This is a genomic window from Streptomyces sp. NPDC001709 (assembly GCF_053596375.1).
On record NZ_JBSFGB010000053.1, the window covers coordinates 1 to 23886 of the forward strand.

Sequence of the window (23886 nt, forward strand, 5' to 3'; positions counted from 1 at the left end):
GCCACACCTCGGCCAGCGACACCATCACCGCCCACGTCACCGGCTGGATCACATCAACCCGGTCCAGCTCCCGGCCCGCACGCAGCACCTCCACCACATCGAAGTCCACGAACGGCGCCAGCGCCGCCGCACACTCCTCGATGCGGGCCTTGAACACCGGCGACTCCTCCAGCAGCCGGGCACCCATACCCACCCACTGCGTCCCCTGCCCCGGGAACACCAGGGCTGTCGGGCCGTCGGCCGTGGCCGTGCCGCGCACCAGCGACGCCGTGACGTCGTCGCTCGCCAACGCGGCGAGTCCGGCGAGGAGTTCGTCGCGATCGGTGCCGACGACGACGGCGCGCTCCTCGAACGCGGTACGGGAGGTGGCCAGCGCGGCGCCGACCTCGGCCGGCTCCAGCTGCGGGTGCGCCTCGGCGTACGCGAGCAGGGTCTCGGCCTGAGCGCGCAGGGCCTCGGGCGTCCGGGCCGACACGAGCCACGGCACCACGCCCGGGGCCGGTCCGCTGTCACCCGACCCCGGATTCGGGGCTTGCGTTGCCTGCTCCACGATCAGGTGGGCGTTCGTACCGCTGACGCCGAAGGAGGAGATGCCCGCGCGGCGCGGGCGACCGGTCTCGGGCCACTCCCGCTCCTCGGTCAGCAGCTCGACCGCGCCCGCCTCCCAGTCCACGTGCCGGGACGGCTCGTCCACGTGCAGGGTCTTCGGGAGCACGCCGTGCTCCATGGCCTTGACCATCTTGATCAGGCCGCCCACACCGGCGGCGGCCTGGGTGTGACCGATGTTGGACTTGAGCGACCCCAGCCACAGCGGCTCGCGGTCCTCGCGGCCCTGCCCGTACGTGGCGAGCAGCGCCTGCGCCTCGATCGGGTCACCCAGCCTGGTACCGGTCCCGTGCGCCTCCACCGCGTCCACATCCGCCGCCGCCAGGCCCGCACTCGCGAGCGCCTGACGGATCACCCGCTGCTGGGACGGGCCATTCGGGGCGGTCAGGCCATTGGAGGCGCCATCCTGGTTGACGGCGGAGCCCCGGACGACCGCGAGGACCTGGTGGCCGTTGCGCTCGGCGTCGGACAAGCGCTCCAGGAGCACCATGCCCACGCCCTCGCCCCAGCCGGTGCCGTCGGCGCCGTCCGCGAACGCCTTGCAGCGGCCGTCCTCGGCGAGCCCGCGCTGGCGCGAGAACTCCACGAACATGCCCGGGTTGGCCATCACGGCCGCGCCGCCCGCGAGGGCGAGGGAGCACTCGCCGGAGCGCAGGGACTGGGCGGCCATGTGCAGGGCGACCAGGGAGGAGGAGCAGGCGGTGTCGATGGTGACGGCCGGGCCCTCCAGGCCCAGGGTGTAGGCGATGCGGCCGGAGGCGACGCTGCCGGTGGTGCCGGTCAGGACGTAGCCCTCGTAGCCCTCCTCGGCCTCGTGCAGGCGCGGGCCGTAGTCCTGGGCGGTGGCGCCGACGAAGACTCCGGCGGGGGCGCCGCGCAGGGTGCGGGGGTCGATGCCCGCACGCTCCAGGGCCTCCCAGGAGGTCTCCAGGAGCAGGCGCTGCTGCGGGTCCATGACCAGGGCCTCGCGCGGCGAGATGCCGAAGAAGCCCGCGTCGAACTCGGCGGCGTCGTGCAGGAAGCCACCGTGCCTGGTGTACGTCTTGCCGTGCTGCTCCGGGTCGGGGTCGTACAGGCCCTCGACGTCCCAGCCGCGGTCCTCGGGGAAGCCGGTGACGGCGTCGCCGCCGTCGGCGACGAGCTGCCACAGCTGCTCGGGGGTGCGGACGCCACCGGGGAAACGGCAAGCCATGGCGACGATCGCGATCGGGTCCTCGTCGCCCGCGGTGGTGGCGGCGACGGGCAGCGGCGCGGCGCCGCTCTCGCCGCGCAGCTCGGTCAGCAGGTGGCGGGCCAGGACCTCGGGGCTGGGGTAGTCGTAGAGGGAGCTGGCGGGCAGGGGCACGCCGGTGGCGCGCCGGAGGGCGGCGCACAGCTCCATCGACATGTGGGAGTCGAAGCCGAGTTCCTTGAAGGGGAGCCCGGGGGTGACGCCGTCGGTGTCGTCGTGGCCGAGGGCGGCGGCGGCGCGGCTGCGGACGAGCTGGACCAGGGCGCGGTGAGCTTCGTCATCGCCGAGGGCGGTGTAGCGGGCGCCGGGACGCTCGTCGGCGGCGGCGCCGGTCTCCGCATCGGGGGTGCCGGCGGTGGCGGGGGCCCGGCCGGTGGGTATGCCGGTCGACTCCTCGACCCAGTACCGCTCGCGCTGGAAGGCGTAGGTGGGCAGGTCGACGCGGGCGGCGCCGAGGGGCGCGTAATACGCGTTCCAGTCCACCGACACGCCGTGGGCGTGGAGTTCGGTGAGGGCCGTGAGGACGGCGGTGTCCTCGGCGAGGCCCTTGCGCTGGGCGGGGACGAGGCGGGCGTCGGGCAGGGTCTCGCGGGCCATGGCAGTCAGCACGGCGCCGGGCCCGATCTCCAGGAAGGTGTCGACGCCCTGGTCGGCGAGGTGACGGACGTCGTCGGCGAAGCGGACGGCGTCGCGCACGTGGCGCACCCAGTGGGCGGCGTCGCGGGTGCCGTCCAGGGCGGGTGGCATGGGGATGCGCTCGGGGGCGTACGAAAGCGAGGCGGCGATCTCGCCGAACTCGGCGAGCATCGGTTCCATCAGCGGCGAGTGGAACGCGTGCGAGACGGTGAGGCGCTTGGTCTTGCGGCCCTGCCCGGCGAGGCGGGCGGCGACGGCGAGAACCTGCTCCTCGTCGCCGGAGACGACGACGGAGCGGGGGCCGTTGACGGCGGCGATGCCGGTGGACTCCCCCAGCAGCGGGCGGACTTCGTCCTCGGACGCCTGGATGGAGACCATGGCGCCGCCGGTGGGCAGGGCGCCCATGAGGCGGCCTCGCGCGCTGACCAGGGTACAGGCGTCGGGGAGAGTGAGGACGCCCGCGACGTGGGCGGCGGCGATCTCGCCGATGGAGTGCCCGGCCACGAAGTCGGGGCGTACGCCGAGGGATTCGACGAGGCGGTACAGGGCGACCTCGAAGGCGAACAGGGCGGGCTGGGTGTGCTCGGTGCGGTGCACGGCGTCGCTGTCGCCTTCGCCCTCACCCTCTCCGAACACGATGTCCTTGAGCGGGAGTTCGACGTGCGCGCATATCTCGTCGAAGGCGGCGGCGAACACGGGGAACGCCTCGTACAGCTCGCGGCCCATGCCGGGGCGCTGGGCGCCCTGGCCGGTGAACAGGAAGGCCGTCCTGCCGCCGGGCACGGCGGCGGTGTCCGTCTCGACGGCGCCGGGCGCGTTGTCGCCGGACGCCAACGCGCTGAGCGCGCGCAGGAGTCCGGCGCGGTCGCGGCCGACGGCGGCGGCGCGGTGGGCGAAGGCGGTACGGGTGGTGGCGAGCGAGAGCCCGAGGTCGGCCGGGCGCAGCTCGGGGCGCGCCTCGACGTGGGCGAGGAGGCGGGCGGCCTGGGCACGCAGGGCCTTGTGGGACCTTCCGGACACCGGCCAGGCGACGGGGAGTGCGGGGGCGGCGGCCTCGGGGCGGGGCTCGGGCCGCGGGGCGGCTTCGAGGACGACGTGGCAGTTGGTGCCGCCCATGCCGAAGGAGGAGACGCCCGCGAGGCGGGGGCCCCGGTCCTCGGGCCAGTCGGCCGGCGCGGTCTGCACGCGCAGGCCGAGGTCGTCGAGGGGGATGGCCGGGTTGGGGGTCTCGTAGTTGAGGCTGGCAGGGATCTGGCCGTGCCGCAGGGCGAGGGCGACCTTCAGCAGGCCGACGATGCCCGCGGCGCCTTCGAGGTGGCCGACGTTGGTCTTGGCGGAGCCGACGGCAAGCGGGGCGCGGCGGCCGGGCGCGGTGCCGAGGACGGCGCCCGCGGCGGCGGCCTCGACGGGGTCGCCGACCTTGGTGCCGGTGCCGTGCAGTTCGAGGTACTGCACGTCGGCCGGGTCGACGCCCGCGTGGCCGTAGGCGGCGCGCAGAACGGCCTGCTGGGCCTCGGGGTTGGGGACGGTGAGGCCGTCGGTGGTGCCGTCGTTGTTGACGGCGCTGCCGCGGATGACGCACAGGACCCGGTCGCCGTCGGCGAGGGCGGCGGCGAGCGGCTTGAGTAGGACGGCGCCGCCGCCCTCTCCGCGTACGTAGCCGTTGGCGCGGGCGTCGAAGGTGAAGCAGCGCCCGTCGGGCGAGAGCCCGCCGAACCTGGCGGCACCCAGGGTGCTCTCGGGCACGATGTTGAGGTTGACACCCCCGGCGATCGCCAGCTCGGACTCGCCCTTGCGCAGCGACTCGCAGGCCAGGTGGACGGCGACGAGCGCGGAGGACTGGGCGGTGTCGACGGTGAGGCTGGGGCCGCGCAGGTCGAGTCCGTACGAGACGCGGTTGGCGATGATCGAGCGGTGCAGGCCGGTGACCGAGTGCTCGGTGACGGCGGCGAGGCCCTGGCGGGCGAGCAGCGTGGCGTAGTCGTCCCAGATGGCGCCGACGAATACGCCGGTGCGGGTGCCGGTCGCTCGCTCGGGCAGGATGCCCGCGTCCTCGAAGGCCTCCCAGGCCAGTTCGAGCATCATGCGCTGCTGCGGGTCCATGGCGCGGGCCTCGCGCGGGGAGATCCCGAAGAAGGCGGCGTCGAAGGTGTCGACGCGGTCGAGGTAGGCGCCGTGGCGGATCACGTCGCGCAGGGCTCCCCCGTCGCCCCAGCGGTCGGCCGGGACCTCGCCGACGGCGCTGCGGCCGTCCTGGAGCAGCTGCCAGAAGGAGGCCGGGTCGGGTGCGCCGGGCAGCCGGCAGGCGAGTCCGACGACGGCGATCGGCTGCTGCTCGGAGGCGGCGGACGGGTCGGACTTGGCGGCGTTGTTCACCATGGCGTACGGGACCCCACTCTTGATGCTGGCCAGGGATGTCGGGGGAGGGATGTCGGGGAGGGCGCGGGCGGGCGCCGGGGCCCGTCACCGCGTCGCGTGCGGGTGAGCGACGACGGGCCCCGCGGGCGGATTGCTGCGGGTTACTGCTCGGGCACCAGGCGGACCGGCAGCTCGAACAGGCCGCGGATCAGGGTGCTGGTGCGCCAGCGCAGCTCGGACGGGTCGGCGGCCAGGCGCATGCCGGGGTAGCGGTCGAGCAGCGCGGTGAAGGCGAGCTGGGTCTCCAGCCGGGCGAGCGGCGCGCCCAGGCAGTAGTGGATGCCGTGGCCGAAGGCGACGTGACCCTTGGTGGGGCGCCGGATGTCCAGCTCCTGGGTGTCGCCCTCGAAGCGGTCGGCGTGCCGGTTGGCGGCGGCCAGCGAGATGAGGACGAAGTCGCCTGCGGGCAGTTCGACGTCGCCGATGGTGACGGGCTCGGTGACGCACCGGAAGGTGGCGTGCTTGAGCGGGCTCTCCAGGCGCAGGAACTCCTCGACGGCACCGGGCAGCAGGCCTCGGTCGTCGATCAGGGCCTGCCACTGGTCGAGGTGGGTCATCAGGTGGAAGGTGCCGTTGGAGACGGTGTTGGCGGTGGTCTCGTGGGCGCCGATGATCAGCAGGAACGCCATGGAGATGAGCTCGTTCTCGGCCAGGCGGTCATCCTCGTCGCGCGCCTCGACGAGCGCGGACAGCACGTCCTCGGCGGGCTCGCGGCGCTTGTGCGCGATGAGCTCGGTGAGGTACGTGTGCATGGTGGAGGAGGCGGCCGCGGCGACCTCTGCGGAGCCGCCGGAGATCAGCTGCTTGGACCACTCCTTGAAGTTCTCCTGGTCCTCCTCGGGCACGCCGAGCAGGGCGCAGATGATACGGAAGGTGAGGGGGAAGGCGAACAGGTCGAGCAGGTCGACGGTCTCGTTCTCCGGCAGGGTGTCGAGCAGTTCGTGGGAGACCTGCTCGATCTGCGGGGCGAGGCGTTCCACGGCGCGGCTGGTGAAGGCCTTGTTGACGAGCTTGCGCAGCCGGGTGTGGTTCGGCGGGTCGTTGTGGAGCATGTGGTTGGCGAGGGTGGAGGAGAAGCCGCCGCGCTTGGTGGAGTCGGGCTGGTTGCGGGCGAACAGTTCCTCGGTCTTGCGCAGGTCGGTGCTCAGCCGGGGGTCGGAGAGGGCGCTCCGCACCTCTTCGTACCCGGTGACGAGCCAGACGGTGAGGCCGCCGCAGACGGGGACGCCCGGCGGGATCTTGACCTGGTGGACCGGGCCCAGCTCGTTGAGCCGGGCGTAGACGGAGTGCGGGTCCTGCATGAAGTGGTCGTCGAGCTCGATGACCTCGTGGCGCGTCGTGGTCTGCGGCATGGCGTGCTCTCTCGTGGTGAGTCGTGGGCGGGGGTGGCGGGGGCGTGGTTCAGGCGGCGGCGCGGCGGGCGCGCACGGTGTCGGCCAGCTCGGTGGGCGTGGGGGCGGCGAAGATCTCGCTGAGGCGCAGCCGGGTGCCGGTGGACTTGCTGACCCGCTGGGCGAGTTGGGCGGCGAGCAGCGAGTGGCCGCCGTTGGTGAAGAAGTTGGTCCCGGCGTCGGCGCCCGGGGCGTCGAGCAGTTCGCGGAAGTACTCGACGATCTCCTGGACGAGCGGGTCGTCGCTGTCGCGGGCGGCGGGGGCCTCCGCGGCGGCGTCGCATTCGGCGGTGTGCCACTGCTGGGCGCGCCGCGCGAGAGCGGGGTAGTCCGTCTTGTCGTTGGCGGTGGTGGGCAGCGCGTCGACGACCTCGAAGTGGTGCGGTACGGCGGCGCCGACCAGGGCGGTGCGGGCGTACTCCCAGAGGGCGTCGGCCAGTTCGGCGGACGCGGTGGCGCGGGGCTGGACGAAGGCGACGAGGACGCCGTCGGCGCTGGTGTCCCCGGCTACGACGACGGCCGCGGTGGCGAGGTCGGGGTGGTCGGCGAGTACGGACTCGACCTCGCCGAGCTCGATGCGGTTGCCGCGCAGCTTGATCTGGCGGTCACTGCGGCCCAGGACCTCGATGCGGCCGTCGGCGCGCCAACGGGCGGTGTCGCCGGTGCGGTAGAAGCGGCCGTACGCGGGGTGGTCGCCGAAGCGCTCGGCGGTCAGCTCGGGGCGGTCGTGGTAGCCCAGGGCGACGCCGGTTCCGGCGATGCACAGCTCCCCTGGGACGCCGACGGGCAGTTCGGCGCCGTCGGGGGCGGCGACGAAGACACGGGTGTTGCGCAGCGGGCGGCCTACCTCGACGGTGGTGTCGTCGGGGGCGATGCGGTCGGCGGTGACCACGGCGGTGGTCGACCAGATGGTGGTCTCGGTGGGGCCGTAGACGTTGCGCAGGGTGCAGCCGGTGGTGAGCAGGCGCCGGGCGAGCTGGACGGGCATGGGCTCGCCGCCGCACAGCACGTGCCGGCCGGCGAGCGCGGGGGCGGCGCCGTCGGCGACCAGGCGCCAGGTGGTGGGGGTGGCCTGGACGATGCGGACGTCGTGGTGGGTCAGGAGCGTGCCGAGGGCGGCGCCGTCCAGGCGGCTCTCGTCGGAGGCGACGACCAGGCGCCCGCCGCGGGTGAGCGGCAGGAACAGCTCCAGGGCGGAGATGTCGAAGGTGAAGGTGGTCAGCCACAGGGTGCCCGTGCCGGGCTCGACGGCCAGTTCGTCGGCGAAGTGGTCGATGAGGTTGGCGAGCGCGCCGTGGCCGACGACGGTGCCCTTGGGGCGTCCGGTGGAGCCGGAGGTGTAGATCAGGTAGGCGGGCTCGAGGGCGGCCCTACGGTACGCGGACGGGTCCGGGGCCTCGTCTGGCGCGGGGTCACCGGTGACCGGGACGACGGGCAGGACGGTGCGGCCGGGCGCCTCGGGCGCGGGCACCGCGGGGTCGGTGAGGACGACGGGCACCGCGGAGTCGGACAGCTGGTACTCCACGCGCCGGCGCGGGTGGTCGGGGTCGAGCGGCACGTAGGCGGCTCCGGCCAGCCACGTGCCGAGGACGGCGGCGGCCAGTTCGGGGCTGCGCGAGGCGTGCAGGGCGACCAGGCCGCCCTCGCCGACGCCGGTGTCGCGCAGCAGGCGCTCGGTGCGGCGGGCGGCGTGCCACAACTGACCGTAGGTGACGCAGCGTTCGCCGTCCTCCACGGCGACGTCGCCGGGCGTGGCGGCGACCCGGGCCGCGATGTGCTCCAGGACGGAGGGGCCCTCAGGGGCGTCGGTGGCGTTGGCGGCGGCGAGCAGCGCGCGGTCGGCGGGTCCGTGCTGGGCCAGGGTGCCGACGGCACGGTCGGGGTCCTCGCCCAGGGTGGTGAGCAGAGCGCCGTAGCGGTCGGCGAGGGCCTCGGCGTGGGAGCGCTCCAGCGTCTGCTCGCCGTAGACCAGGCGCAGCGTGATCCCGTCGGCGTCGGGCAGCAGGAAGAACTCCACCTCGAACTTGCTGCCGCCGTTCTCCACGGTGACGGGGAAAGCGCGGGTGCCGGCCACGGTGAACTCGCTCGGCCCGTTCTGCGGCACGTAGTTGAAGACGTGCCGGAAGAGGGTGTGCCGCCAGGAGGACGAGGAGCGGGGGATTTCGGACAGCAGGTGGTCGACGGGAACGTCGCTGTGCGAGAGGGCGCCGAAGAAGGTGTCGCGGGTGCGCTTGACCAGCTGGCGGAAGCTCTCCTCGGGGCGGTGGGCGAGGCGCAGCGGGAGGACGTTGACGTGGTAGCCGACGGCGCCGCGCTCGGCGGGGCGGCGTACGTCGATGGGCGAGCCGATGACGGTGTCCGGCCCGGCACCGTGCCCGGCGAGCAGCAGGGAGTAGGCGGCGAGCAGCACGACGGCCTCGGGGGCGCGCAGTTCGCGGGTGAGGCGGCGCACGGTGGCCACGGCGTCGGCGGGCAGCGGGAGGGTGACCTGGCCGCCGTCGAGTCGGGGCGCCTCGCCGCGGTCGGGCTTGCCGTAGGCGAGTTCCAGGTCCTGCGGGCGCACCCCGGCGAGCTGGTCGCGCCAGAAGGCGAAGGAGGCGTCGGAGGCGGGGGCCTCCTCGACGACGGGCGCGGGTGCGGTGAGCGCGTCCGGCAGGGGGGTGCCGTCGGCGAACGCGGCGTAGGCTGCGGCGAGTTCGCCGGTGAGGACGATCGCGGAGCTGGTGTCGAAGACCAGGTGGTGCACGGCGAGGCAGAAGACATCGCCGTCGGCGTGGGTGAAGTACCCGGCGCGCAGGACCGGGGTGCCGTCCAGGGCGAAGGGGCGGGCGACGAACCGGGACAGCTCTTCGTCAAGGCGCGCGGCGGGCCCCTCAACGGCGACGGGGACCACCGGGACGCGGAACACGTCGGGCGCGAGGACGGCCTTGCGCATTCCGGTCTCGTCGGCGTGAAAAACGGTGCGGAGAATCGCGTGGCGCTCGACGAGGAAGGTTATCGCCTTTTCCAAGTGGGTTATGGAGAGCGGGTTTTCCACCCGGAACGCGAGGGAGAGGTTGTTGACGCCGGTTCCGGGTACCAGTCTCTCCAGCAGCCAGAGCGCTTCCTCTTTGCGACTGACCGCGGTCGTCGACTCACTCGAAGAACTCGACATGACAGATTCAGCTTCCTCGGATTACTGGGTGGGGGCGTGCTCGGGGCGTTTCCCGGGGATTCCCGGACGACTTCCTGGGTTCCCCGGGGATTTCCGGGGCCGTGCGGGACGCTCAGGCCAGCAGGCCGGCGACGGCGCGCGCCACGGCGGGGGTCCGCAGCAGGTCGACGTGCTCGACGTCGAGGCGGATCTCCTCGGCGACGAGCGAGGCGCGCTCATCCTCGGGCAGCGGGTTGAGGCCGCTGTGCGGGGTGCGCGAGGTGATGACGGTGGCGTGCCGCCAGGCGGGCCGGTGGTCGACGCCGGTGGCGGCGACGAGGTAGGTGAGGAAGGAGGCGTACGTCTCGATGAGCTCTTCGGCGAGGAAGTCGTCCAGGCCCGCGGCCTCGAAGGCGACCGGGACGAGCCGCTGGAACAGGTCGGTGAGCTCGGTGGCCATCTCGCCGAGCGGCCTGCCGCTCTCGGTGATCACGCGCCCGGCTTCCTGGGCCTCGGCGACGCTGTCGGCGGCCAGGCCCGCGGCGAGGCCGCCGGTGACCTTGTGGAAGTGGTAGCGCAGCGTCTGGTCGTTCGGTGTCTCCGGGTCGACCAGGATCAGCTTCGGGGCGCTGCCCTGGAGGCGGGCGACCTCGTCGGCGACCCCGGCGGCGAAGGTGCCCCCGGCGCAGTAGCCGAGCACGGCGCGGACCGTGGGGCGGTGCTCGGCGAGTTCGGCGGACCAGCGCTTGACGTAGTCGGCTCCGGACATTCCCCTTTCGGTGCCGAGCGGCGGCTGGACGCTTTCCCATATCGACGGGACGGGGCCCGCGGCGATTTCTGTCAACTGCGCGGCGAGGTCCGTGAATCGGGCTTCGGCGCGTCCGGTCACGTCGTAGTCGACAGCGAGCACGACGTCGCCCGTTCCCTCGTGAATTACGCGCCAGGACTTGAGCTCCGGCATTTTCGTCCTCCCACGACGAGGCATCGGTGGTCAATGCATTCGCAGCGTAGCCCCGGACTGAATTTCCCTCCCCCCTATTCGAGTTGGCACCCCCCTACCGCCGCGTGTCCGGGACACCGGCCGCTCCCGGCCGCGCTTGGTGATCCTTTTACCTGCGCTTGGCGGGCAGCCGACCGACTCCTGACAAGCTTCTGATGTGGCCCAGGACACACGTGAACCACTCGTACGCCGCTGACCTGGACGGACACCACGGAAGCCGGACACGCCGAGGCGGCGGGCGGGTAAGGGGATGCGATGCGCGCCCGTCCGCGCAGTGGAAAGTAGGGGGCGCCGCCCGGGCGCCCGTGGACCGAGCGCGCCGGGAGCGGTTGTCACCCGGCCGCCGAGCGACTCTCCAAAGGATCTTGAGTTTCCGGTGCGAACAGATGAACGAGATCGGCCAGTTCTGATCGCCGCCCCAGGCCGAGCTTCCGGTAAACCCGCGTGAGGTGCTGTTCCACGGTGCTGGCGGTCACCCGCAGCCGCTCGGCGATGACCCGGTTGGTGACCCCGCCCGCCGCGAGCAGGGCCACGCGCCGCTCGGCCCGGCTGAGCCGGACGGCCAGCGCGGCGACGTCCCGGGCGCCCGGTCCCCCGCTGTCGAGGGCCCGGGCCGCCTCGGACGCGTACTCCTGCCACGGCAGCGGCCCGGGCAGGGCGAGCGGGATCCGCGCGAGCAGGGCGCCGCAGGCGCGGAAGTCGTCGAGCGCGGCGTGGTGGTGGCCCCGGGCCAGGTGGTGGCGGCCACGGGCGTAGAGGTAGTGCGGCGCGGCGGCAGTACGGGGCAGCGCCTCGGGCACCGGGCGGCGCAGCAGTTCCTCGGCGGTCGCGTGCTCGCCCCGTTCGGTGGCGGCGAGCGCGGCCCCGGCCAGCGGCAGCCCGAAGGCCGCGCCCCAGCCCTCGGGCGCCATCGCCTCGAGCGCGGTACGGGCGTGCCGGGCGGCCCGCTCGTGGTCGCCCAGGGCGCAGTCGAGCTGGGCGGCCACTGCGGCGAGGACCGCCCGGGGCGCCACCGGGCCCGGCGCCACGGCCTCGACGAGTTCGGCACAGCGCCGCGCGGCCTGCTCCGGCTGCCCGGCGGCGTACAGCACGGACAGCGCGGTGAGCGCCGGGGTCAGTGGGGGCAGCGGGTCGAGCAGCAGCCCCTGGAGCACCCGCTCGGCGGCGTCGGCGCACCGCTCCCCCGGGCGCGGCCCGAGCAGCTCGTCGACGACCCCGCCCCCTGCCTGCGCGTATTCGCCGAACTCCGGGTAGAAGACGGCGAGCTGGGCGGCCAGGTGACGGGCCCGGGCCGGGTCGTGGGCACCGAGCGCGGACAGCACGGCGGCGAGGGTGTCGACGCGGCCGTGCCAGGCGAGCACACGCAGCGCGGGCTCGGTGGGCCCGGGCTCCAGGAGCCCGTCGGCCAGCGCCTGCTCCAGGTCGGGCAGCCGCCGCAGCACGGCGCCCGGGTCGGCGCGCCACTCCTGGCGCACCAGGGCGACGAGCACCTGGGCGCGTTCACGGCGGCCGGTGCTGTGGGCGTGGGCCAGCCGCAGCCAGGCCACGGCCCGCCGGGGCTCGGCGCCCTCGGCGGCCCGGGTGAGGACGGGTACCGCCCAGGGCTGCACGGGGGCGCCCGGGCCCGGTGCCACGGCGGCCAGTTGGCGGGCCACGTCGGCGGCGGGGGCGCCGTCCTGGTGCAGCAGCCGGGCGGCCTCGGCGTGCAGGGCACCGAGCCCGTCGGGCTCGGTGCCTTCCAGGAGCGCGTCCGCCAGCGCGGACCCCACCTGATGCCCCGTCACAGGGAGTCCGAGTGCCTCGAGTCCGTCGAGGGCCGGGGCCACGGCGTGGACGGGCACCCCGGCGAGCCCGGCGATCCGGTCGGGGGTGGCAGCGGTGCCGAGCGCGGCGGCGGCACGGGCGACGGCCAGCGCGGCGGGGTCGGCGCGGCGCAGCCGGGCGGCGACGGCGGTACGGAAGGCGGGGCCCGGGCGCGGCACGGCGTCGCCGCGCCGCGCGGCGTCCTCGGCGAGGGCTCCGAGCAGCCGGGGGTTGCCCGCGGCGGCGCGGTGCCAGGCGGCCGGGTCGGCGGCGGAGTCGGCGAGCGCAGCGGCAGTCTCCTCCTCGGTAAACGGCCCCAGGTCCAGCAGCGTCAGCCGGGGGTGGTGCACCAGCTCAGCCAGTGGCCCGGTGAGTTCGTGCGAGGGCTGGGTGGCCGCCAGGAGCACCAGAACCGGCTGCGCACCCAGCCGGCCGACCAGATGGAGCAGCGAGCGGGCCGTGTCCTGGTCGACGTACGGGAGGTTGTCGACGCAGACCACGACCGGGGCGACGGCGGCCAGTTCGGCGACGGCCCGCGTCAGTTCGGCCCCGGGCACGAGCGACATCCCGGCACCGGGGAGCCACGCGCCCTGGGCGCAGCCCAGCAACTGTCCCACCACGCTGTACGGGACGTCGCGCTCCGAGGGGGCGGCCAGCGCCGTCAGCACCTGCGCGCCCTGGTACGCCGCGTCCTCGCGGACCGCGCGCAGCAGCGCGCTCTTGCCGGTGCCGGGCGCCCCGCGCACCAGCACGGCGACTCCCTCGCCCTCGCGGCAGGCCGCGAACAGCTCGGCCAGGGCGCGCAGTTCCCTGTGCCGGTGCACCGGGCGCGTGTGCCCCGCGTGCGCGTGTATCGACTGAGTGTGTACCGACTCCATCTCATCCCCCGATGTGATCATCTCGGGGCCAGTGTGCCCAGTGGAGGCGATCACGTCTGCACGGGTCGCCTGAGCTTCACTCGACTCCTGTGCATGCCGACAACCCCTGTCGCCTTATGCGACCTGGGCGTATTCGTGGATGAGGCCGCCAAGGCGGTCCAGCCGGATGAGCGATCGCCTGCGGGCACTGGCGGAAGCAACGACCGGCCCCCAACCACCCCTCGTGCCCCCAGCTCGCACCTTTCACAGTCTCAAAGCTTGAGCTTTAAGGTCCGGCTGTGGTGGACCAAGAGCGAGTGACGTCAGGCGGAGCGGCTGACGTCGTCGAAGTCGGTGGAGGACGACAGCTCGGCCCATGCCAGCATCTCGCGCTCGAAGGCGTCGCGTCCGGCCTTGACGAGCCGAAGCGCGTCGGTGCCGAGCAGCAGGCGCGTCGGCGGCTGGTCGGCCGCCACGATGCGCAGCACCGCGGCCGCGGCCCTGTCCGGGTCGCCCGGCTGGTGCCCGTTGCCGTAGATGCGCCGGGCGCGCAGCGGCTCGAACAGCTCGTCGTAGTCGGCGATCACACGGGGTGCGCGGATCATCGAGCGGCCGGCCCAGTCGGTCCGGAAACTGCCCGGCTCGACGGCGGTGACGTGGATGCCGAAACCGGCGACCTCCTTGCCGAGCGTTTCGAGGATGCCCTCCACCGCGAACTTGCTGCCGTGGTAGAAGCTGAGGCCCGGCATGGTGATCAGCCCGCCCATCGAGGTGACGGCGATGATGTGGCCGCGGCGGCGCTCCCGCATGTGCGGCAGCACGGCCTTGATCACCGCCACGGTTCCGTAGACGTTCACCTCGAACTGACGGCGAAGGTCATCCATCGACGACTCCTCGAAGAGGCCGTCATGGCCGTACCCGGCATTGGCGACGAGTACGTCGACCGGGCCCAGGTCGCGCTCGGTCTCGTCCACGACCGTGTCCACCGCGTCATGGTCGGTCACGTCCAGGATGCGGGCGTGCGCGTCGCCGGTGAGCGCCTCAAAGGCGCGTGCGTCGGCGGGCGTGCGTACCGTGCCCACCACCCGGTGGCCCGCGGCCAACGCCGCACGCGCGAGTGCGCGGCCCAGGCCGGTGCTGACGCCGGTGATCAGGAATGTCTTGGTGTCCGACACAGGAGTTCCCTTCGTGCGATGCGAACAGAGGCCGACCGGGGCGGTGTTGGGCCCCGGTCGGTCCCGACACGTTCCACTTCAGCACCGCAATCGGCTGCTGATCGGCTTCCGGGGGGTCCGCTTCGCCCCGGGGACAGCCGGACCGGGGGACTGCCAGTCCCCCTTTCGCGGGCCGTCCGGGCGAACTTGGGCCCTATCGTGAACGGCATGGACCGCAACACAGCCCTCGGTGAGTTCCTCCGCTCTCGGCGGGCACGGATCACCCCGCGCCAGGCGGGCCTGTCCGACGACGGCGGCTCCCGGCGAGTGCCAGGACTGCGCCGCGAAGAGATCGCGCAACTGGCGGGCGTGAGCGTCGACTACTACGTACGCCTGGAACGCGGACGCCGACTGAACGTCTCCGAGACCGTGCTGGACGCCATCTCCCGCGCGCTACGCCTCGATCCCGTCGAACGCACCCATCTGTTCCAGCTCGCCAAGCCCGCCGCAGGCAGGCCCCGCCGCACGGCGACGCGTCCGCAGCCGGTCCGCCCGGGGCTGCGCGACCTGCTCCGGATCCTCGAGCACACCCCCGCCCTTGTGCTGGGGCGGCGACTGGACGTCCTCGCGTCCAACCAGATGGCACGTGCGCTGCTCACCGACTTCGACGCGCTGCCGCACCGCGAGCGGAACCTGGTGCGGTTCATGTTCTGCGACGAGACCGCCCGCTCGCTGTATACCCACTGGGACACCCACGCCCAGGACATCGTCGCCTCGCTCCGGCGCGACGCCGGACGACATCCCCACGATCCACTGCTGGCCGAACTCGTCGGCGAACTCTCCATCACGGATGAGGACTTCCGCCGCTGGTGGGCCGACCAGAACGTGTATCGGCACACGCACGGCAGCAAACACTTCCACCACCCGATCGTCGGCCCGCTCACCCTCAACTACGAGTCCCTCACCCTGCCCGCCGACCCGGACCAGCGGCTGAGTGTCTACACCGCCGAGGCAGGCTCCGGCTCCGAAGAGGCGCTTCGGCTACTGGCCGCGTGGATACGGCAGCCCGAGAACTCGCACGGGCAGCACGCCGATCATTAGACGCCCGCCGGTCCGCAAGCTGAAGGGGTCAGCCACGGGGCAGGAGGAGGCGGGACAGGGCCGCGGTGGCGAGGAGGAGGGCGGCCACGGTGAGGAGACCGATGTGCATGCCCGGGAGGGAGAATCCTCCGCCGGGGCCGGAGAGCAGGCTGCCGAAGAGGGCGACGGCAAGCGCACCGCCGGTCTGGCGGAACGAGTTGAGCAGCCCCGACGCGGTCCCCGCGCGCTCTCCCGGGACGGCGTCCATCAACAGCGCGGTCAGCGCGGGCACCGCGAGCGCCCCGCCGACGCTCAGCGGCACCAGCAGGACCAGCACCAGCCACACCTGGGTGTGCGCGGTCAGCGGCAGCATGGCGAGCATCGCCCCGATGAAGATCAGCTGGCCGGCGACGATCACCGGCCGCCGCCCGATCCGCTCCGCCAGCCGCGGCGACACCAAGTTGGTCGCCGTCACCACCGCCGACATGGGGACGAACATCAGCCCGGCCTCGATCCCCGACATCCCGCGCAGCTGCTGGTAGTACAGCCCGAGGAGGAAGATCCCGCCGTAGAAGGCCGCGTTGACGGCGAAACCGACCGCCAGGGGGACGCCCACCCGGCGGTCCGTCAGCATGCCCAGCGGGACCATGGGCTGGCTGTGCCGGGCCTCCACCACGCGGAAGACGCACCCGGAGGCGACGGCGAGCGCGGCGGCGGCCAGCACGGGGCCGCTGGTCCAGCCCAGGTGGCCGCCCTCGATCACCGCGAAGGCCAGCCCGGCCAGGGCCAATACGGCGGTGAGCTGGCCGCCGCCGTCCACCGCGGCGGGCCGGCGCACGGAGCGCGGCACCCTAACCAGCAGACCCAGGATCACCGCGCCCACCGGAAGGTTGAGCAGGAAGACCGCCCGCCAGCCGGCCGACTCGGTGAGCAGCCCGCCCAGCACCGGACCCGCGGCCATCGCCACCGAACCCCCGACCGTCCACAGCGCGATGGCGCGGGCACGCGCCCGGGCGTCCTCGTAGGCCTGCCGGATCAGAGCGAGCGAGGCCGGCATCACGACAGCGGCGGCGCCGCCCTGCGCCACACGTGCGCCGACCAGCACGCCGATACCGGGCGCCAGTGCGCAGCCGAGGGAGGCGAGGGTGAACAGGGCCACGCCCCAGGCGTAGGCGCGACGGGCGCCCGCACGGTCGGCGAGGGCGCCGGCGGAGAGCATCAGGGCCGCGAACATCACGGTGTACGCGTCCACGACCCACTGCAGTCCGGTCATCCCGCCACTGAGGGACTTCCCTATCGCGGGCAGGGCGATGTTCACGGCCGAGACGTCGATGGTGATCACCGTGAAGCCGAGCAGCGAAGCGACCAGCGCGGCGCCTGCGGGCCGAGGCACGGTGGGGGCGTCGGCGGGCGGCGCGGCTGGTCGGGACCCGTGCGGCTGTCGTCGCCGGAGCGTGGACGCCGACGACTGCTGACCGTGCCCGTGGGCGGGCGCGGTGGACGCGGACGTGGAAAGGACAGGGGCGGACCGCATGATGAACTCCTCTGAGAACAAAGGGAATTGACTGCTGATCGGAGGACGAGCGGGCGGCCCCGGCCTGCCCGGGCCGCGGTCCTGTGCCTTGCACCCCCTGGGCCCCGGCGGCCGGGCCGCCCGCTGCGGGGACAACTCTCCGCCTTCACGTGGCCGCCCGGCAGACCGGGCTGTTCCCGGGGTGCGGCGTTCCAGGTCCTGACAGGGCCCCCCACCTTCCCGGTCGGCCTGCCACAATGGGCCGAATGGCAGTAGCAGACGCACGGGGCACCGAGCTCGGCAGATATCTGAAGGCCCGCAGGGCGCAGGTCCGCCCGGAGGACGTCGGCCTCCCGGTCGGCGCGGGACTGCGCCGTACTCCCGGACTGCGCAGGGAAGAATTGGCCGCGCTGGCCGGAGTGAGCGTCGACTACTACATCCGTCTGGAGCGCGGCCGGGAGACCAACCCCTCCCCCGCCGTCGTGGACGCCCTCGGCCGCGCCCTGCGACTGCGCGGCGATGCTTACGAACGCCTGCACGAGCTGGTGGAGTTGGCCTCCGGCCGGATCGGTGAACTGCCCGCCTCCTCCGATCACACCGTCCGCGACTCGGTGCTGCGGATGCTGGAGTCGGTGCGTCCCCTCCCCGCCTACGTGGTGAGCCGCTACAACCGCGTACTCGCCGCGAACCTGCCCGGCCGGCGACTGCTGCCCGGACTCTGGGACTGGCCGCAGGACCAGCGCAACCTGACCCGCTACCTCTTCCTCCACCCGGTCGGCCGGACGCTCTACCAGCCGTGGGAGGAGACGGTCGCGCTCTCGGTGGCGCATCTGCGGGCGGTCGCCGGAGCCGATCCCGACGACCCCGAACTGACCGCGCTCGTCGGGGAACTGGTGCTGAAGTCACCGGAGTTCGCCCGACTCTGGGAGCGGTACGACGTCTGCGAACGCGGCGGCGGGCAGAAGTCCTTCCTGCATCCGAAGGTCGGACCGATGACCCTGACTTACGAAGTCATGCAACTGGCCCGGACGGGCGGCCAGCGAATGGTGGTCTACCAGGCAGCCCCCGGCACCCCGGACGAGACGGCCATGCTCCGCCTGGACTCCGCGGACGCCCGACCGGAGTCGGCGCCCTCGGATCAGCCGGGGCCGGCCGCCGAGCCATGCTCATGCCCTGCCAGCGTGCTTTCCCCGGCCCACGCCTCCGCCGGCTGAGCTGTCCGCAGATCCGTGGATCCTCAGCCGGAGGCCGGTGAGTCGGCCGTGGCCGCCTGCTCCGTGCGCGAGAGGGGCGGCCTGCGGCGAAAGATCTCGGCCACCGTTGTGGGCGTTGACATGAGGTCCTCTCAGCGCGCCGGGGCACCCAGCATCCCAGGGCGAGGGCGAAGACCCCCGCCTTGGTGTCGACGCGCTCGCTCGTCTGGGGGCAGGGCGATAAAGAACGTGCGGGTGTTCGAGCCGGTGAGATACGTTCCTGCCTGTTCGAAGGGGGACCCGAAGTGGCGAAGTTGAACCAGATCATCGCCGTCGAGAAGGGTGTCAAGAGCAAGTCGCTCCAGGACATCACCGCGGCGCACCACAAGGTGCAGAAGCCGGCACTGCTGGCCGGTATCTCGCGTACGTACCAGCCCAAGGACGAGGAGGGCGAGCAGCTGCCGCCCGAGTCCACGCGGGTGCAGGTGCAGGCCGAGGACGTACTGCGGGAGATGTCCGCGTCGCTCACCCGGCTCTTCGACGTGACCGCCACCAAGGACTGGGCGAACTGCACGGCCCGCGCGGACGTCACGGTCGACGGCCGGACGATCCTCACCGACGTCCCGGTCAGCTATCTCCTGTTCCTGGAGAAGCAGCTCACCGACCTGCACACGTTCGTCAGGAAGCTTCCCACCCTCGACGCCGCGGAGTCCTGGTCGCACGACCCTTCCACCGACTGGTGGAAGACGGACCCGGTGCGCACGATCCGGACCAAGAAGGTCCCGCGCAACCACGTCAAGGCGGAGGCGACCGACAAGCACCCGGCGCAGGTCGAGGTGTACTACGAGGACGTGCCGATCGGGTACTGGACGACCGTGAAGTTCTCCGGAGCGCTGCCGGCGCGGCGGGTGAACGAGCTGGTGGAGCGGGTCGAGAAGCTCCAGCAGGCGGTGAAGTTCGCCCGCGAGGAGGCCAACGGCGCCGAGGTCACCGACCAGCGGATCGGCGACGCGGTGTTCGGCTACCTGCTCGGCTGACGCCGGCTGCGGGTAGCATCCACGATCGCCCCCGCGTGCGAGCGCGGGGGTGCGCAACAGGCGCGGGCCGGATTGAGGCCTGGTCCGCGCGATGAGCGCAAGCTGACACTGAAGTTCAGCCTGAAGACACGGTGACAGTGAAGGTTCGAGTCCTTCCCCCGGCACACACACCCGTTATCGGGCCGGGGTAGCCCAACATGGCAGAGGCAGCCGCGGTCAATCTCAGACTCTCGCTCCAGTCTCAGCATCGCCGCCGATCGCCGGATCGACCGGGGACGGACGAACGCCGTCGGATGCGAGTTCGACTCTCGCCTGCACCTCTCACCTGGTGCGGTAGTTCAAAGGAAGAACACGACGGCATGATGACTGATCCGTCCTCTTAAACGCCGCCGGCGTGCGCAATTGGGTGGCATCCCCAGGGGCCCGGGAGCTGGATACGACTCCCGGGCCCCGCCACGTTCACCGGCCTCGGCCAGGGCTGTCCGACGGTGCCGGGCTCCGAAGGTATTACGGCGTAATAGCTCCTGGTAACCGGTGAAGCCCTCCCGGCAGCACCGGGGTGCAGGGGTGGGCGGCCGTCTCCCCTGCGACGTCTGGCTATTACGGCGTAATAGGGGTGTCGTCCGACTTCGTTTCGGGTTTCGTGTAGAGGATGTCGCGAGCCTGCTCCGCGGCGCGGGCCATGCTTTCGGCGACGAAGTCGACGAAGCGGGCGATGTTTTCGAGGCGGGTGGCGGCCAGGGTGCCCGGGCCGAGGATGCTGACGCCCTGCCGGGCTGTCTCGGCGAGTTGGGCATTGGACTGGGCGGCGGCGATCATTCCCTGGTAGAAGACGCCGTTGTCGACGAGGTAGCGCTCGCGGCGGCGTTCGTCGCGTTCCCGGCGGATGAGGCCTTGCGTTGCGAGGAACGTGACCGCTTTGGAGATGGACGCCGGGCTGACCTGGAGGCGCTGGACGAGTTCGGACGCGGTGAGGCTGCCCGCGTCGGTGGTGTAGAGGCAGGTCAGCACCCGGGACATCATCTTGGGCAGGCCCTGTTGCATGAGGAGGGTGGTGAACATCTCCTCGTACTCGCGTACGGCCTCTGCGTCGCGTCCATGGGGCAGCTCGGGCGCCTGAGTTCCTCGGGGCGCGGCCTGCTTGCGGCGGTGGGCGCGGCGTTCGGTGGCACGGTGGGCCAGGTCGGCGCGGTAGGCGGTGGGGCCGCCATTGCGCATCACCTCACGCGTGATCGTCGAGGTCGGTCGGTCGAGGCGTCGCGCGATCTCCGCGTAGGCGAGGCCGTCGGCCAGTCCCAGCGCGATCTGCTGGCGTTCCGGCTGAGTGAGTCTGCCTCCCGGCATCGCGGTCTCCTTTGTGCTCCCTCGTGGTCCGTGCTGGCTCCAGCATAGCGTTCATCCCAATTCATTGCAACGGAAGGAGTGGGCGATGTTGCGTTAAGCGCATATCCATTGCAACGAAATCTCTGCATCTACCTGCATTGATGGCAGCCATGCGCAACGAAGACGTTGCAAGATCTATGAATGCAACGTAGCGTTTCTGTCATCAGAAACTACGGATGAAGGAACGCACGATGCAGAAGAACCAGAGCGCGACGCAGAAGTTCGACACCCCCGCCCCCATCTCCACCGTTCTCGACATCCCCGCGGGGCGCATCCAGTTCATCGCCGCCGACCGGACCGACACCACGATTGAGATCCTGCCCGCGGACGCGTCCAAGGGCCGCGATGTGAAGGCTGCGGAGCAGATCACGGTCGCTTACGGCGACGGCGTCCTGCGAGTTGAGGCTCCGGTGGCGAAGAACCGGATCCTCGGTGCTTCCGGATCCGTCGAAGTGACCATCCAGCTGCCCGCCGGCTCCCGCGTCGAGGCGAAGGCGGCCAGCGCCGAACTCCGCGGTGTCGGACGCCTCGGTGACGTTTCCTTCGAAGGCGCCCAGGCCGCTGTCAAGCTCGACGAAACCGACGGCGCCCGCCTCACTCTCAGCGCCGGCGACATCTCCGTCGGTCGCCTGGGCGGCCCTGCCGAGATCAGCACCCAGAAGGGTGACCTGCACATCACCGAAGCCGTACGCGGCACCGTCAAGCTGCGTACCCAGCACGGCGACATCGCCATCGGCGCCGCCCGCGGAGTCTCCGCCGCCCTGGACGCCGGCACCTCCTACGGCCGTATCCACAACTCGCTGACCAACAGCGCCGGCACCCCGGACCTGAACATCCACGCGACCACCAGCTACGGCGACATCACCGCCCGCAGCCTGTAAAGGAGCTCCCCTCATGACCAACTCGGCCATCGCGGCGAACGGGCTGCGCAAGTCCTACGGCGACAAGACCGTCCTCGACGGCATCGACCTGACCGTCCCGGCAGGAACGATCTTCTCCCTGCTCGGCCCGAACGGCGCCGGCAAGACCACCGCCGTCAAGATCCTCTCCACTCTCATCTCCCCCGACCCCGCCTCCGGCCAGGTTCTCGTCGGCGGCCACGACATCACCGCCGATCCGCAGGCCGTGCGGGCCATGATCGGCGTCACCGGCCAGTTCTCCGCCGTGGACGGTCTGATCACCGGCGAGGAGAACATGCTCCTCATGGCGGACCTGCACCATCTGTCCAAGGCGGAAGGGCAGCGGGTCACCGCCGAGTTGCTGGAGCGGTTCGACCTGGTCGAGGCCGCGAAGAAGCCCGCGTCCACCTATTCCGGTGGCATGAAGCGCCGGCTCGACATCGCCATGACGCTGGTGGGCAGTCCGCGGATCATCTTCCTCGACGAGCCGACCACCGGCCTCGACCCGCGCTCCCGCCACAGCATGTGGCAGATCATCCGCGAGCTCGTCTCCGACGGCGTCACCGTCTTCCTCACCACGCAGTACCTCGAGGAGGCCGACGAACTCGCCGACCGTATCGCCGTACTCAACGACGGCAAGATCGCCGCCGAGGGCACCGCCGAGGAGCTGAAGCGGCTCATCCCCGGCGGACACGTGAAGCTCCGCTTCGCCGACCCGGTCGCCTATCAGTCCGCCGCGCTCGCGCTGCACGGAGCGACCCACGACGACGACTCGCTGTCTGTGCAGATCCCCAGTGACGGCAGCCAGCGCGAACTGCGCTCCATCCTCGACTGGCTGGACTCGGCCGGCATCGAGGCCAACGAGCTCACCGTGCACACCCCCGATCTCGACGACGTCTTCTTCGCCCTGACCGGCGCCACCATGCCGACTCAGCCCAGCCAGTCCAGCCAGTCCAAGGAGGCTGTCCGATGAGCTCCCTCTCCCTCGCGGTGCGCGACTCGTCCACCATGCTGCGCCGCAACCTCCTGCACGCGCGCCGCTACCCCTCCCTCACCCTGAACCTGCTGCTCACCCCGATCATGCTGCTGCTGCTGTTCGTCTACATCTTCGGCGACACCATGAGCGCAGGCATCGGCGGCACGGGCCGCTCCGCGTACATCGCCTACATCGTCCCCGGCATCCTGCTCATGACCATCGGCTCCACCGTCGTCGGCACCGCGGTATCGGTCTCCACGGACATGAGCGAGGGCATCATCGCCCGCTTCCGCACCATGGCCATCCACCGTGGCTCCGTGCTCTTCGGACACGTCGCCGGCAGCGTGCTGCAAACCATCCTGAGTGTGGTGCTCGTCGGCGCCGTCGGCGTCGCCATGGGCTTCCGTTCCACGGACGCCACCGTCCTGGACTGGCTCGCAGCATTCGGACTGCTCGTACTGGTGGCCCTGGCGTTCACCTGGATCGCGGTCGGAATGGGCATGGGCAGCCCCAACGCCGAGGCCGCCAGCAACAGCGCCATGCCACTGATCCTGCTGCCCCTCATCTCCAGCGCCTTCGTCCCGCTCCACGCGATGCCCGGCTGGTTCCGGCCCATCGCCCAGTACCAGCCCTTCACCCCGGCCATCGAGACCCTGCGCGGGCTCCTCCTCGGCACCGAAATCGGCAACAACTGGTGGATCGCCATCGCCTGGTGCCTCGCTCTCACCGCACTCGGCTACCGCTGGTCGAAGGCACAGTTCGACCGCGACCCCAAATAGGCGCCATGAACACGCGGGCCACCACCCGCAGCTCTCCCCCGGTGCCCGGACAGCAGCGCAGACACAACCAAAAGAGCGCCCCACCTCGCGAAGGCCCGTAGCTGCCATCACCCCTCGATGGCAGCTACGGGCCTTCGCTCAGTCGTACCCGGGGGCGAGGCTCTGGCCATCGAGGCGACAGCTATTACGTCGTAATAGCCGGTCCAGCAGGACGGAGCTGGGTAGCCGGGTCCGCTGTCAGCTTGCCGACGCCATGGCCGTGCTGCGTCCTTGGGAGCGGTCCGTCTTGGCGCCTGGGTTCTTCGGCACGATGGTGCGTGGGTCGACGGCTTCTCCGGGGGCGCCGACGGCGTAGGGGCCGTTGGGCTGGCTGTCGCGGTCGTGCGGGAGGAGGAAGAAGACGCGCCGGCGGTACAGGCCGCTGTCGGGATCGGGTTCGGCCTGGTCGTCCAGGACGGCGTAGCCCACCATGCGGCCGTCGCGTGCGTAGCGGGGCTTGTTGCCGCGGCGGGGGGTCTTGTCGACGGCCTGACGGACGTAGTCGAGTTGTTCGGGGTCCTCCAGCCACACCACGTTCTGCTCGTGGGTGATCTCGCTTGCGTCCAACAGCGAGCTCATGACTGCAGCCCCTCCTTCGTTGGCCGGCCCGCGCGGTGAGGGATGGCCAGGTGTGCGTGTGTGGTGCGGTGCCCGCCACGCCGGGTGGCGGGCGAGCGGTGTGCGGGGGCCGCGAGGTGCGAGGCCGGGCCTTCATGGTAGTTCGGCCGGCGTCGGGTGCGCAGGGGCGCCCGGGCGGG

At 72.1% G+C, this 23886-nt stretch carries 15 protein-coding genes; 6 read left to right on the forward strand and 9 right to left on the reverse strand.

Going from position 1 to position 23886, the window contains the following annotated elements; translation table 11 throughout:
- From ACWC0C_RS42755 to ACWC0C_RS42780, 6 genes are all read right to left on the reverse strand, one after another.
- Positions 1–4852, reverse strand: a 4852-nt coding sequence (locus ACWC0C_RS42755) for a beta-ketoacyl synthase N-terminal-like domain-containing protein (protein ID WP_450870148.1), incomplete at its 3' end; no start/stop codon positions are given.
- A 140-nt stretch (positions 4853–4992) separates the two neighbouring features.
- Positions 4993–6243, reverse strand: coding sequence for a cytochrome P450 family protein (locus ACWC0C_RS42760; RefSeq protein ID WP_449201466.1), 1251 nt, complete (start codon positions 6241–6243; stop codon positions 4993–4995).
- A 49-nt stretch (positions 6244–6292) separates the two neighbouring features.
- A complete protein-coding gene (locus tag ACWC0C_RS42765; protein WP_450870150.1) occupies positions 6293–9436 on the reverse strand; it encodes a non-ribosomal peptide synthetase in 3144 nt (1047 codons plus the stop codon).
- Positions 9437–9548: 112 nt separating this feature from the next.
- Positions 9549–10376 carry a hypothetical protein gene (locus ACWC0C_RS42770; protein WP_449201464.1) on the reverse strand — a complete coding sequence of 276 codons (828 nt, stop codon included), beginning with the start codon at positions 10374–10376 and terminating at the stop codon, positions 9549–9551.
- A gap of 371 nt (positions 10377–10747) precedes the next feature.
- Positions 10748–13042, reverse strand: a complete 2295-nt coding sequence (locus ACWC0C_RS42775) for an AAA family ATPase (protein WP_450870152.1) — start codon at positions 13040–13042, stop codon at positions 10748–10750.
- Between the two features lie 356 nt (positions 13043–13398).
- Positions 13399–14250, reverse strand: a complete 852-nt coding sequence (locus ACWC0C_RS42780; RefSeq protein WP_450870153.1) for an oxidoreductase — start codon at positions 14248–14250, stop codon at positions 13399–13401.
- A 207-nt stretch (positions 14251–14457) separates the two neighbouring features.
- On the opposite strand from ACWC0C_RS42780, the gene ACWC0C_RS42785 reads away from it, so the two are divergent.
- The gene (locus tag ACWC0C_RS42785) at positions 14458–15330 is read left to right on the forward strand and encodes a helix-turn-helix transcriptional regulator (protein WP_450870155.1); all 873 of its coding nucleotides are present in this window, start codon (positions 14458–14460) and stop codon (positions 15328–15330) included.
- 28 nt (positions 15331–15358) lie between these two features.
- Here ACWC0C_RS42785 and ACWC0C_RS42790 read toward each other — a convergent pair whose 3' ends face one another.
- Positions 15359–16843, reverse strand: coding sequence for an MFS transporter (locus ACWC0C_RS42790; RefSeq protein ID WP_450870157.1), 1485 nt, complete (start codon positions 16841–16843; stop codon positions 15359–15361).
- Between the two features lie 245 nt (positions 16844–17088).
- Between ACWC0C_RS42790 and ACWC0C_RS42795 the strand changes: the two genes are divergently transcribed.
- Together ACWC0C_RS42795 and ACWC0C_RS42800 are read left to right on the forward strand one after the other, a co-directional pair.
- Positions 17089–18036, forward strand: a complete 948-nt coding sequence (locus ACWC0C_RS42795; RefSeq protein WP_450870159.1) for a helix-turn-helix domain-containing protein — start codon at positions 17089–17091, stop codon at positions 18034–18036.
- 284 nt (positions 18037–18320) lie between these two features.
- Positions 18321–19052, forward strand: coding sequence for a DUF7873 family protein (locus ACWC0C_RS42800; RefSeq protein ID WP_449201457.1), 732 nt, complete (start codon positions 18321–18323; stop codon positions 19050–19052).
- 600 nt (positions 19053–19652) lie between these two features.
- On the opposite strand, the gene ACWC0C_RS42805 is transcribed toward ACWC0C_RS42800, so the two are convergent.
- Positions 19653–20396 carry a helix-turn-helix domain-containing protein gene (locus tag ACWC0C_RS42805; RefSeq protein ID WP_450870161.1) on the reverse strand — a complete coding sequence of 248 codons (744 nt, stop codon included), beginning with the start codon at positions 20394–20396 and terminating at the stop codon, positions 19653–19655.
- A 230-nt stretch (positions 20397–20626) separates the two neighbouring features.
- Here ACWC0C_RS42805 and ACWC0C_RS42810 point away from each other — a divergent pair, with 230 nt between their 5' ends.
- From ACWC0C_RS42810 to ACWC0C_RS42820, 3 genes are read left to right on the forward strand one after another with little or no spacing between them, the layout of a single operon-like run.
- Complete coding sequence (locus ACWC0C_RS42810; protein ID WP_449201455.1) at positions 20627–21316, forward strand: DUF4097 family beta strand repeat-containing protein; 690 nt, start codon at positions 20627–20629, stop codon at positions 21314–21316.
- 13 nt (positions 21317–21329) lie between these two features.
- Positions 21330–22307 (forward strand): ATP-binding cassette domain-containing protein, encoded by a 978-nt coding sequence (locus ACWC0C_RS42815; RefSeq protein WP_450870163.1) that lies wholly within the window; start codon positions 21330–21332, stop codon positions 22305–22307.
- Positions 22304–23089 (forward strand): ABC transporter permease, encoded by a 786-nt coding sequence (locus tag ACWC0C_RS42820; RefSeq protein WP_449201453.1) that lies wholly within the window; start codon positions 22304–22306, stop codon positions 23087–23089. The genes ACWC0C_RS42815 and ACWC0C_RS42820 overlap by 4 nt, the downstream gene beginning before the upstream one ends.
- A gap of 237 nt (positions 23090–23326) precedes the next feature.
- Here ACWC0C_RS42820 and ACWC0C_RS42825 read toward each other — a convergent pair whose 3' ends face one another.
- Complete coding sequence (locus tag ACWC0C_RS42825) at positions 23327–23707, reverse strand: DUF6009 family protein (RefSeq protein ID WP_449201452.1); 381 nt, start codon at positions 23705–23707, stop codon at positions 23327–23329.
- Between the last annotated feature and the right edge of the window lie 179 nt (positions 23708–23886).